Source organism: Vibrio neonatus (assembly GCF_024346975.1).
Lineage (GTDB): Bacteria > Pseudomonadota > Gammaproteobacteria > Enterobacterales > Vibrionaceae > Vibrio > Vibrio neonatus.
In genome coordinates this window covers 475,709-487,853 of record NZ_AP024886.1, presented here as the reverse complement: position 1 = coordinate 487,853, position 12,145 = coordinate 475,709, and the positions used below count along the sequence as shown (strand labels likewise).

General features: G+C 42.8%; 9 protein-coding genes. 8 read left to right on the top strand and 1 reads right to left on the bottom strand.

The features are described from left to right. Nucleotides 1-29 precede the first annotated feature (29 nt). From cysN to OCU38_RS14505, 5 genes are all read left to right on the top strand, one after another. Entirely contained in the window at nt 30-1,445 is a 1,416-nt protein-coding gene (cysN, locus tag OCU38_RS14525) for a sulfate adenylyltransferase subunit CysN (RefSeq protein WP_152820071.1), read from the top strand. A gap of 3 nt (nt 1,446-1,448) precedes the next feature. Then, the gene (locus OCU38_RS14520; protein ID WP_261824910.1) at nt 1,449-3,182 is read left to right on the top strand and encodes an SLC13 family permease; all 1,734 of its coding nucleotides are present in this window, start codon (nt 1,449-1,451) and stop codon (nt 3,180-3,182) included. 49 nt (nt 3,183-3,231) lie between these two features. After that, complete coding sequence (gene cysC, locus OCU38_RS14515) at nt 3,232-3,828, top strand: adenylyl-sulfate kinase (RefSeq protein WP_021713593.1); 597 nt, start codon at nt 3,232-3,234, stop codon at nt 3,826-3,828. Continuing rightward, nucleotides 3,821-4,801 carry a DHH family phosphoesterase gene (locus OCU38_RS14510; protein WP_261824909.1) on the top strand — a complete coding sequence of 327 codons (981 nt, stop codon included), beginning with the start codon at nt 3,821-3,823 and terminating at the stop codon, nt 4,799-4,801. The genes cysC and OCU38_RS14510 overlap by 8 nt, the downstream gene beginning before the upstream one ends. 275 nt (nt 4,802-5,076) lie before the next feature. Continuing rightward, nucleotides 5,077-5,961 carry a VirK/YbjX family protein gene (locus tag OCU38_RS14505; RefSeq protein ID WP_253912531.1) on the top strand — a complete coding sequence of 295 codons (885 nt, stop codon included), beginning with the start codon at nt 5,077-5,079 and terminating at the stop codon, nt 5,959-5,961. A 102-nt stretch (nt 5,962-6,063) separates the two neighbouring features. Here the strand turns inward: OCU38_RS14505 and OCU38_RS14500 are convergent, their stop codons facing one another. Beyond that, nucleotides 6,064-6,657, bottom strand: coding sequence for a nucleoside triphosphate pyrophosphohydrolase family protein (locus tag OCU38_RS14500; RefSeq protein WP_261824908.1), 594 nt, complete (start codon nt 6,655-6,657; stop codon nt 6,064-6,066). Between the two features lie 466 nt (nt 6,658-7,123). On the opposite strand from OCU38_RS14500, the gene OCU38_RS14495 reads away from it, so the two are divergent. From OCU38_RS14495 to OCU38_RS14485, 3 genes are read left to right on the top strand one after another with little or no spacing between them, the layout of a single operon-like run. Next, nucleotides 7,124-8,641, top strand: coding sequence for an ATP-binding cassette domain-containing protein (locus tag OCU38_RS14495; protein WP_261824907.1), 1,518 nt, complete (start codon nt 7,124-7,126; stop codon nt 8,639-8,641). Further along, nucleotides 8,638-10,707: an ABC transporter transmembrane domain-containing protein gene (locus OCU38_RS14490; RefSeq protein ID WP_261824906.1), complete on the top strand. Its 2,070-nt coding sequence runs from the start codon at nt 8,638-8,640 to the stop codon at nt 10,705-10,707. Before OCU38_RS14495 ends, OCU38_RS14490 begins: the two co-directional genes overlap by 4 nt. Nucleotides 10,708-10,709: 2 nt before the next feature. Further along, on the top strand, nt 10,710-12,002 hold the full coding sequence (locus OCU38_RS14485; protein ID WP_261824905.1) for an HlyD family type I secretion periplasmic adaptor subunit: 1,293 nt from the start codon (nt 10,710-10,712) through the stop codon (nt 12,000-12,002). Nucleotides 12,003-12,145 lie beyond the last annotated feature (143 nt).

Here is a 12,145-nt window from a genome sequence, read left to right as displayed (position 1 = left end):
AAAACGGAAATATTTGACAAGGATTACCGATGAACACAATTTCAAATCTACTTTCATACGATGTGGAAGAGTACCTAAAACAACACGAAAACAAAGATCTGTTGCGCTTTATCACCTGTGGCAGTGTCGATGATGGTAAATCAACCTTGATCGGTCGCTTGCTATACGACAATCAGCTGATTTTTGAAGACCAGTTATCTGCGATTCAAAAAGACTCAAAAAAATACAACACCACTGACCAAGAATTCGATTTAGCCTTACTGGTTGATGGTTTGCAGTCTGAACGTGAACAAGGCATCACCATTGATGTCGCGTACCGTTACTTCACTACAGACCAACGTAAATTCATCATTGCGGATACTCCTGGACATGAGCAGTACACGCGCAACATGGCGACCGGTGCTTCTACCTCTGATTTGGCGATTATCCTAATTGATGCACGTCACGGCGTACAAACTCAAACTCGCCGTCACTCATTCATTTGTTCACTGCTGGGCATTAAACACGCCATTATTGCGGTAAACAAAATGGATACCGTTGAATACAGCCAGCAACGTTATCAAGAGATCAAAAAAGAATATCGTGAGTTTGCCAAGGCGCTAAATTTTGACAGCATCCAGTTTGTGCCTGTCTCTGCACTGCATGGCGATAACGTGGTATTCCCAAGTAAAAATATGGGTTGGTATCCAGGTTCTACCTTGATGCGTCTACTTAACTCTGCGCAAACCAACAAAGGTAAAATTGAAGGCGAATTCCGCTTCCCTGTGCAATACGTTAACCGCCCTAACCTCGATTTCCGTGGTTTTTGTGGCACGGTGGTGTCCGGTGAGATTCGCGTAGGCGATCGCATTCAAGTATTGCCATCGGGCAAAGAAAGCAAAGTGAAGTCGATTGTTACCTTTGATGGCGATCTGACTTCTTCATTTGCAGGGCAAGCCATTACCCTAACCCTAGAAGATGAAGTGGATATCAGTCGCGGCGACGTATTAGTGCGCCCTGATCAACAGCCTCATCACAGTAATGCGCTAGATTGTAATATCGTTTGGATGAACGAAGATGCGTTGCAGTTAAATCGCGAATATCTGATCAAAATCGGTACTAAAACCGTGACAGGGCAAGTATCAAAAATTGCTCACCGTGTTGACGTAAACAGCATGCAAAAACTGCCGGCGACTCAGCTAAATCTGAATGAGATTGGTCAGTGTCACTTAGACTTTAACGAAAAAGTGATTTTTGATTCTTACGACAATAACCGTATTACGGGTGCGTTCATCATCATTGACCGCTTTACCAACGCAACAGTTGGTGCCGGTATGGTGCAAGGCGCACTAGAGAATCAACAAAAAGCCACTCATGCTTATTCTGAGTTTGAACTTGAGCTAAACCAGTTAGTTCGTAAGCACTTCCCGCATTGGGATGCAAAAGACCTACTCGGTAAGGCATAACCCATGAGCACGAGCCTTCAAAGCGGCGTTGTATTGCTGGTTTTTGTGACCACAATTGTTGCTTTAATTCGTTTTCAGAAACACCCAGCACGGGTGTTTGGTCTGGCATTATTGACCTTGTTTTCATTGAATCTTGTCACCAATGAACAAGTCATTAATGCTGGCTCCAATGAAGGGTTATTAACCCTGATTCTGCTAATGCTGTGCTCTATTGCTCTGGAAAAAACGCGCGTATTACGAATTATGGCACAGTTCGTAATACGCCCAAGCTATGGCGAGACATTCGCTCGCCTATTTGGCTTTACTGTTGTTTTCTCAGCGTTTCTTAATAACACAGCCGTAGTTTCAAGCCTATTATCGCCAATACGCAACAACCCTCACCACAGCGCGACTAAGCTGTTATTACCTCTTTCTTATGCCGCCATATTAGGCGGAACATTGACCTTAATTGGCACCTCCACCAATTTGATCGTCAATAGCTTATTACTCGATACCGATTTACCCCCGCTCTCCTTCTTTGACTTCACTGCGGTCGGGTTATGTGTGGTGGTCGCTTGTGGCTTAATGCTCACGCTATTGCTGCGCTTTTTACCCAACAATGAAACTGATACCCCAGTTAGCGACAGCTATTTTATTGAAGCGAGCGTCTCTAATGGTTCAAGCTTAATTGGCAAAGACATCAATCAAAACGGTCTGCGTCATATGGAGTCTTTGTTTTTAATTGAGATGGAGCGACAAGGCAGTATTATCAGCCCTGTCTCCCCTACCGAAGTGCTAGAAGCGAACGATCGTCTATTTTTTAACGGCGATGTATCCAAAGTCTCGCAGTTGACCCATTACAATGGGTTGGAAATTTTTGCCGAAAAAGAAGGATTGGCTTCAAAAAGCTTTGTTGAAGCTATTTTATTACCACAGAGTAACTTGGTGAACCGCTCTCTAAAAGAGTGTAATTTCCGCCAACAATTTAACGCAGGCGTGGTCGCGATTAAGCGCAACGGCGTGCGATTATCCGGCAAGTTAGGTGAAGTCAAACTGAAAGCCGGAGACTATCTGGTGCTTACCGCCGGTGAGCCGCCTTCGCTTGCGCCCGCTTTTGAAAAACACTTTATTTTGCTTAGCGATATTGAAGTGGAAAATAAACTTAAAGGGCTAGGCGAAAAAGCCACCTTATGTAGCTTCGTGATTGCGTTAGTGTGCGCATCAATCGGCATTGTCTCTCTGTTCAAAGCCATGTTGCTGCTGTTTGGCGCTCTATTATGCTTTGGCGTGCTCACTTTAAATGATGTCACTCAGCGCTTTCCTTATCATATTTGGCTTATCATCACCTCAGCGATTGTGATGTCATTTGCGATACAAAACAGTGGCTTATTTCAGTATTTAGACACCATATTAGTCAGTAATAACCTGACATTAAGCCCGCATGTGGCGCTAATTATTGTATTTATTTCAACGCTGCTACTGACTGAATTGGTGACTAATAATGCGGCGGCGGCGGTGACCTTCCCTATCGCTTATTCGCTGGCGCTGAGCTTAAATGCCAACCCGATTGCGTTTGTCATGGCGGTGGCTTTTGGCGCCAGTGCTAGCTTTATTAGCCCGTATGGATACCAAACCAACTTAATGGTGTTTAACGCAGGTCAATATAAGCTCTCAGATTTTGTAAAAATAGGCGCGCCAATCAGCATTATTTACAGCTTTACCGCTATTTTTGCTATCGAACATTTTTTTGGCTTGTAAGATGGTTCTTGTGAACCATCTGCACCACGACAAGGAGTAACTTTTTACTATGACAACGGAAAATATTGTGTGGCATCAAGCCTCAGTATCGGCAAGTCAGCGACAAGCGCTAAAAAAGCATAAGTCGGCAGTGCTTTGGTTTACTGGGTTAAGTGGCTCGGGTAAATCCACTATTGCCAATGCCGTAGAAGTGAAACTCAATCAACTGGCAATGCACAGCTATCTTCTTGATGGTGATAATGTTCGACATGGTTTAAACCGCGATCTGGGCTTTTCCGATCACGATAGAGTTGAAAATATCCGACGCATTGGCGAGGTGGCGAAGCTGTTTGTCGATTCTGGCACTCTGGTACTGACCGCATTTATTTCTCCGTTTATTCAAGATAGAGAACAGGTTCGCGCACTATTACCAGAAGGGGATTTTATCGAGGTGTTCGTGGATACGCCCTTAGCCGTATGTGAAGCGCGCGATCCAAAAGGCTTGTACAAAAAAGCGCGCAGTGGCGAAATAAAACACTTTACTGGGATCACATCAGATTACGAAGCGCCTATCGCGCCAGAAGTGCACCTTAAAACCGACCAATTCTCTATAGAGCAAACTGCCGAGCAAGTCGTTCAATATTTACGAGATCACGGTTATGTCTAGCTCAGTAGCACATTTTGACGTTTTTAATGGCGATGCCGATGGTATTTGCGCCCTGCTACAATTGCGTAAAACAACGCCAATGGATGGACAACTGATCACTGGCGTAAAGCGCGATATTCAATTATTGCAAAGCATCATCCACTCGGAAAACATCGATTCTGTGTGTGTACTGGATATCTCGATGGAGAAAAACCAAGCCGCCCTACAATCGCTACTCGAACGCGATATTGCAACTTTTTACTGCGATCACCACAGGACGGGCGCTATACCAGAGTCGACGTATTTAACCACGCAAATAGATACCTCTCCCGAGACTTGCACTAGCCTTCTGATCAATCAATACCTGAGCGGCGCTCAATATTTATGGGCCTGTACCGGCGCTTTTGGTGATAATCTGATTACTCAAGCGACCGCACTAGGCCAGCAGCATGGACTGACCGATGATGAGATTGAGTTTTTAAATCAGCTTGGCACTTTAATTAATTACAATGGTTACGGTCACAGCATCCAAGATTTGCACTTTCATCCGCAAACCTTGTATCAAAAGCTCTATTCTTATCCCTCTCCTTTAGCCCTGCAAAACGATAAAAGCAGCGTCTTCTATCAACTAAAAGAAGGCTTTGATTCAGATTGGGCGCAAGTACAAAGCATCGAGCATTACCATAGCAGCTCGCACATTGCGGTGTATCTATTGCCAAACCAAGCATGGGCAAGACGCATCAGCGGCACCTTTGGCAACTGGCTTGCCAATCAATACCCAGACCAAGCCATCGCGGTAATTACAGCAAACCCAGAGCAAGAAACTTATACCGTAAGCGTACGAAGCCCGTTGAATCGTCGTGAAGGGGCAGATGAGCTTTGCAGTCAATTTCCAAGCGGTGGTGGCAGAAAGGCTGCGGCGGGCATTAACGCACTACAGGAAAGCCAGCTAGATGATTTTATAGAAAAGATGCAGCAGCAGTTTGCTATCTAATAGATTGAAATAATTAAGGTTCCTACTTTTTCTCTACTCATGTTGGAGCCTTAGCTAAACTATTCACCACTAAGCCACTCAGCAATTACACTCAAAAACGAATAATTACTTCTCAGCAAGTTTCCTATAAATCATACCATTGTGTTGTTACATTTAATGCCACTGATTGCAGTCTATTGTGATACACACCCATCGCAACAACTGCTCACGCAAAAATCTTTATCTCTTACGCTAAGACATAAATTCGCATCACAGTTAACATGGAGCTGGCATCCTTGCATTCTTCTTCAGATAAAAAACTCAAACACATTTGGCTTCAAGCTCGATTTTACGTACTAAGTAAGATGTATCACGCCACTTACACTCGTATCGAATCACTATCAAATAACAACGATGTGTTCCGTAGTGCGATTGAACAAAAGCCGCGATTAATTGAAAAGGCATTAAAGCCGTATCTGTTTGTTGATTTACCGGTTAATGAACGAATGAAGTTGATTGAGCAGCACTTTGATTTGCTTAACTCCACGTTCAATACTGAGATTAATCAAGTCTTCGGTAAAGGTTTACCTCTGGTTGACCTAACCGATTCTAAAGGCAATCAATTTACTCTGATTTTGTTTGATGGTGAGATGCGTGAAGGTTCATTGGGCTTGCGCTTAATCAACGATTTAAACCAAACCATTTATTCTATTACGTTCAATCTATCAACTGATCCTGAACCAACTTTACATGTTGGGGCGCTAAAAGGACCAAGTGAGAAAATTGAAGATAGAAACCAAGTCATCAAAACCTTAACTCGCTCATTCCACGGTCTACGACCAAAAGCGTTAATGGTTGAAGTGGCGTTAATGTTTGGTAAGTCTTTGGGCATCAACAAATTTGTGGGCGTATCAAATCGCGGACACATTTACCAAGCCTTACGTTATAAAGGCTCTAAAAGTAAATCTGTGACATTTGATTATGATGAGTTGTGGGCAGAATACGGCGCAGAAAAAGCCGATAAATATCGCTACCTGATCCCAGCTAATCCAGAGCGTAAAGATCCGTCTGAACTCAAGAAAACTAAACGTCGTCTATACACAAAACGCTATGCTTGGTTGGACGAGCTAGAGACGAATCTAAGCGAGAAAATCAAAAGCTTATCTGTTAATCACGACTAGCTAGATCGTGATTAACAACGCCTCATTTAAAACGAACATTCAATATTCGATTTAAATGAGGCGAATAATACCAATCACACTAAGTAAGTGAAGTGATCAGAACTAGCCTACAAAGCTCAAATCTACGGCTTGATAGTATTTGTTTTTCAATATCTTACCTTCTTTAATAACGATTCCGTCATTGGCAACAGAGTCTTTATTACAAAACACGATATATTTACCATTTTTTAACTGATAATCCGCACTTACGCCCTTATCCGCATACACAGCTACCGTCTCTTTCGCTTGTTGCTCATTTAACGCCGCTTTACTCATATTGCTGGCATGCACAGCATCCCAACATTGCTCAAAAGGAATTTGTAACGTTTTTGCCACGTTTAGCAATACATCAACTTGGCGAGCAATCGTAGTATCGCGCAACGCTTGATGTCCGGCATGCACCGCACGACCCACCGCAACGTACACGGTATCGGTGATGGCATCCGCTTGATCTTCTTTATTCGTGGCTCGCGCTAATTCCGTTAGCTCTTCAATCATCAAGTTTGAATGCAGATGACACAGTTTTTCACTTTCTATACCAGTATTGATTGGCAAATTGAATAACTGACGAAATTCACTGATATCGTTATACAGCTTGGCCCAAAGCTCAGGGGTGAGTTGTGAAAAGCTTGCAAAAAATTCTTTATGTACTGTCACAGAAATATCCAATATAATTAATATGTTTCAAAATGCTACAAAGTAGAATTCACTGCATCTTGAAACGGTAGTAGACGATAAATAGAAGAATACCATAGAGCAATGCACGTGACCCTTGCGACAACACCAATGAATACTCAAATAGAATTAGGCGAACCTTTTGATAAGGCCAATGTTTCTCATTTTTCACAATATAGTTAATTTTTTCCTTTAAAACTAAGCTATTACACTAGATGCCAAATATGCAATCTAAATGACCATAAAAACAATTGGTTATGGAAAATTATAGGATCACCTATTACATTTATTAAATGTACTTCATATAGGTTTCGTTAAAATTGCCTAAACAGGACAAAAACTCGTAATGAACAATGTATTAAATAGTCAGACGTCCAAGCGGACTACTATACTTCGTGTTCTTCCCTCTTCGTTACTCATTAATCTCTTATCACTGGTTATCCCTCTTGTGATTCTGCAGATCTATGACCGAATTTTGCCCAACCAAAGTTACGGTACGGCTTTCCTTTTACTAGGGGGCTCTGCCATTGCTATCGGTTTAGACGCCTTTTTACGTTATGTCCGAACTTGGATGTTAGGGGCTGCTGCTGTCAACACCGAACACTCAACCTACCAAGTAATCATTCAGCACTTAAATAGAGCAACCTCTGCGCAATTGAAACACCTAAAACCTGGCATTCTGCAAGAGAGTTTGAAGGGCATTAGCTTAATTAAAGACTTTTATTCTGGCGGTTTCATTAGCGGGCTTATCGACGTCCCATTCGCTATTATTTTCTTAGCGCTTATTTACTATGTGGGTGGGGAATTGGTCTTCATCCCTATTGTGGTTTGGGCGATAACTTTTGCTTTTGTTTGGCTTTTTACTCAAAAATCCAGTAGCCACTCCAAAGAAGCGTCTTTGTTTGAACAGAGCCGTATGAACTTCCTCATTCTGGTATTTTCTTTCTTTTGCGGAGTTAAGAAGCACGCCTTCGAATCAAAAGCTTATGCTTACTTTCGTCATCTTAACGAAAAACGTTATTTATCCATGGCAGAATCTGAACGCAAAGTCGCCATTGCGCAAGAGTTGATTCAAATCGCCGCAATGGGCACATCCGTTGCTGTGGTATTGATCGGCAGTTTAAGCGTGTTAGCTGGCGACCTCACCTCTGGTGGCCTCGCCGCTTGTTCAATCTTGTCAGGTCGAGCCGTAGCACCTTTGAGCGCATTGATGGGCCTGCGTCTGCGTTACAGCTCATTTTTAATTGCCAATGAATCGGTTACTGACTTATTGAAAGAGCTGAAAAACCCGACCGATGATCATCTTGCATTTGATGAATTTGAACGCCTTGATGCCACTCAGGTCGTTTTTAAACGTTTCAACGAACAATTTCGCTATTCATTACAGCTAAGCAAAGGCGAAGCCGTAACCCTACACCATGAAGATTACGATCTCAGCAGTAACGCAATTTCAGTATTTGCAGGCTTAGAGCCAACCGTATCTGGTGATTTCACTTGGAACGATACGCCTTTTAGTAGTGACCAATTTTCTTGGCGTCATCAAGTAAGTTTCGTACCCATTAATCCACAACTTATTTCTGGCTCTTTAATAGATAATATTTGTGGGTTTAATAATGACCGATTAGAAGAAGCCAATTTACTGGTCGGCGCGCTTGGCTTAAACCGCGTTATCTCTGATTTAGCCGATGGCATGGAAACTAAGGTTGGCTATAACATTGGCGCAAGCCTTAGCCGAGGCGCAACCAAACTTGTGGCTCTTGTTGCTCAACTGGCTAAAGAGACCCCGATTGTGGTGTTAGATCAGCCAGAAAGAGATCTTGATATTGAATCTCTAAACAGACTCAGTGATGTCATTAAGTACTATTTGTCTCAAGGTCGTGCTTTTGTGATAAACACCGAAAGCGAAGTACTGGTTAATCTGACTTCACAACAAATTAAAATTCAGGCAATTGGGGACGCACAATGAATCAAAGCTATTCAGATTCCGTATTAGATGTTCTCTCTATTATCAAAGTCGAATCAGGCGTACAGAACTTTGCTAACCAGTGGATACAAAGTAATCCAATGTACGATGCCGAGGATATTTTTACCCTGCTCGACCGTTTAATGGTTCCTTACAGTGTTCATCCGGCAAATCGCAAACTGAAATCTATCGATCATTTAGTGGCTATCCGAGTCAACGCAGACTCTGGCACAGTGTGTCGCTATGGCTTAACTGGATATACAGAATATCAAGATGGTGAGCTTGTCCCTGCCACAGTCAATCATTCAATAAACGACGTTGTTATTCTTATTCATGGTCAGCCCCAAGAAAGAAACGAAGTCGATTGGCTTGCCAGTAAGTTAAGCAATTTTAAACCGCTCATTCCAAAACTGTTGCTGGTTAGCTTTATTGCTAACCTGTTTGCACTGTCCATACCATTTATCACCATGTCGGTTTATGACCATGTCATCGGTGGTGATGCAGGGCACGAAGTGGTCGGCATTTCAGTTGGCGCTATCTTGCTCTTTTCCATGATGCTGTTATTGAAGGTGATTCGTAGCCAACTACTGACTACCATTTCCAATCGTATCAGTCGTGAAGTTTCCGAATCAGTATTACGTAAAATTCTATTTAGTCAGCTAAATCTGACTCGAATGGCAGGCTCTTCAACCTTAATGAGCCGTATCACTACCGCAGAAAGCCTTAAAAGCGTTGCGCAAGGCCCATTAGGCGGCGCTTTATTTGACCTTCCGTTCGTGATTATTTTTATTGTGGCTATTGGCATGCTCGGAGGTTGGCTAGTGATTGTGCCAATCATAACGCTGGCACTGTACTGGTTACTGGCAAAACGCAGTCAAAGACAACAGCGATTACTGAGCAATCAAGTGACTATATCGGGTACATCGCGCTTTTCTCTTTTGTACGAGCTAAATGGCAAGCTGAACTATCTGCGTTCAAGCGATATTCTGCCGCATTGGATGTCTCGTTTTGAAAAGGCCAATACCCTAGCCTCTAAAAATAGTTTTAGTCATCTTAACCATCAGGCTAAGTACACTTCTATCTATTACGCCATCAGTCTACTAAGTACGTTGGCGGTCATTGGTTTAGGTATTGGGCTGATATTTGGGCATGTATTAACCGCCGGTGGCCTAATCGCCACTATGATGTTAATTTCTCGAGTCACAAGCCCGGCACAAATGCTCGCCAATAGTTACTCGCGTCTGCATCACATGGAGCAAGCCAAACAGCAAATTAACCAATCCATTAATCATAAAGCAGAAGGTGACTTTTCTTATCAACATCATCAGCTTACTGACAAAGCGCCGAGTGTTGAACTCGAATTGGTTACGTTACGTTTTGCCAATCAGTTAAAACCAGCCTTATCGGGCGTTAGCTTCAAAGCAGAAGCAGGACAAGTAATTGCGATCACAGGCCCTATGGCTTCGGGGAAAACCTCTTTGTTAGAGGTTATTGCTGGATTAATTCCTGCTCAAAATGGTGTAATCAAGCTCAACGGCATTAATTTATCGCAATACGACCCACAACTGCTTAGACAGTGGTTTGGCTATTATTCCGATCTGCCTGAGATGGTGCCAATTACGATTCAAGAATTTATCTCCGATGGACATGAAGTTCCGGTAGAAACTATTGAAGCGATACTGAAGCAAAAAGGGGCTTTAAGCTGGGTGAACAGTTTACCTGACGGGTTACAAACTCACTTAAACCAAATTGAGTCTATGTCACATCCATTTTCTGACTATGAAGCCACCTTGCTCACGCAAACAAAATTGCTGTGTAACCAGTATCCGCTCGTTCTATTGGATAATCCGGTAACTAGCAACAAAGCGAAACAAAAGTTCATTCAGTGGCTCACAGCGAATAGAGGTAAAAGCACCATTATATTTACTTCTCATGATACAGAGCTGATTAAACTCTCGGATCAGGTGGTTGTGCTAAATGCAGGGAATGTCAGCTATGCAGGGCCTATTCCAGATGAAACTGAACAACAAATTCAACCCGATCAACCTACTCAAGTCATCGAGGGATAAGCATGAATAATTCATCAGTGGAAGTGATTGAGTCTCGTATTACCCGTCGCCTACTCACCACAAGTAGCTTACTTATTGGTGCGTGTATCATTCTTTTTATTGGCTGGACGGTGTTTACTAAAGTCGATGAAATAGCAAAAGCCAAGGGTGCAGTCATTCCAGAAGGTGAGCGCCAGGTAATACAAAGTGAGTTGGGTGGTAAGCTAAAACATATTTTCGTTAAACGTGGACAGTTAGTGAATGTTGGCGACCCTATCGTTGAATTCGACGCAACCTTCCAGACCACGGCTCTAGAAGAGTTACATTCAAAAGAAGCGACTTTGCGTTTGAGAATTGAACGTAAAACCGCATTTATTGAAGAGCGAGAACCTGATTTTTCTCAATATGAAAAAGACTATCCGGATGTTGTGGCAGAGCAGCGTGCACAATTAAAAGCGGCGAGATCGCTATTTTTGAAAAAACGCATCGTTTTACAAAAAGAAAGTGAGCGAATTGATGAAGAGCTTAAAGGGGTAATTAGTCAGTTACCTGCTGAAGTGCGACAACTTGAATCTTCACAAAAAGAATTAGACATCCTGCTAAAAGGGCAGAAAACTGGTAATATTTCTCAGGTTCGTGTTTTAGAAATGCGCCAAAAAATTGCCGCATTAGAAAGTGAATACGAGCAATCAAAATCCAAAAAAGCGGTACTGATCAAACAAGCTGAGTCGAACAAAAGTAAAGAAGAACAGCTAAAAGCCACTGGAAAACTTGAAGTCAGTAAAGAGCGTGCCAAAGCCGTGTCTGAGTTATCAGCACTTTATGCACGTTTACGTTCAGGAAGAGCCAAAGTCGAAAATACGCTGGTGACCTCGCCGGTAAAAGGGTTAGTTCAAAGCCTACCTACAACTCGTAATGGTGGCGTAATCAAACCTGGCGGTACTGTGGTTGAAATTGTTCCGATAGACGGTACCTCTTCTTTCAAAGCGAAGCTATCACCTCGTGATGTCGGTTTTGTCTCAGTAGGACAGGCGGCGCGAGTCAAAGTAGATGCATTTGACTACAGCCGTTTTGGCGCGCTACAGGGCAAAGTCTCTGAAATATCCCCTACCACCAGCCAAACTCAACGTGGCGAAATCTATTACGATGTCATTGTAGAACTGGATAAAGGCTACTTTGGCGACGACCCTGCTCGCTTTAGAATCATCCCAGGTATGACAGGTGAAGCAAATATCACAACCGGTGAAAAAACAGTCTTCCAATACTTATGGAAACCAATTTACACCAACGTGAGTCATGCGTTTGGTGAGAGATAGATCTAGAGCAATGGCAAGCGCCTAAATCTGATATCCAGAGAAACAAGCAAATAAAAACCGCAATAGCACCGACGCTATTGCGGTTTTTTTGTTTAGGTACTTAGCTATATAGGCTTTCCTACCATGCTAATCACTGTCATCAC

Bases quoted from the DNA above. Each gene is read 5' to 3' on its own strand.
- cysN (WP_152820071.1), top strand. From the start codon at position 30: ATGAACACAATTTCAAATCTACTTTCATACGATGTGGAAGAGTACCTA.
- OCU38_RS14520 (WP_261824910.1), top strand. From the start codon at position 1,449: ATGAGCACGAGCCTTCAAAGCGGCGTTGTATTGCTGGTTTTTGTGACC.
- cysC (WP_021713593.1), top strand. From the start codon at position 3,232: ATGACAACGGAAAATATTGTGTGGCATCAAGCCTCAGTATCGGCAAGT.
- OCU38_RS14510 (WP_261824909.1), top strand. From the start codon at position 3,821: ATGTCTAGCTCAGTAGCACATTTTGACGTTTTTAATGGCGATGCCGAT.
- OCU38_RS14490 (WP_261824906.1), top strand. From the start codon at position 8,638: ATGAATCAAAGCTATTCAGATTCCGTATTAGATGTTCTCTCTATTATC.
- OCU38_RS14485 (WP_261824905.1), top strand. From the start codon at position 10,710: ATGAATAATTCATCAGTGGAAGTGATTGAGTCTCGTATTACCCGTCGC.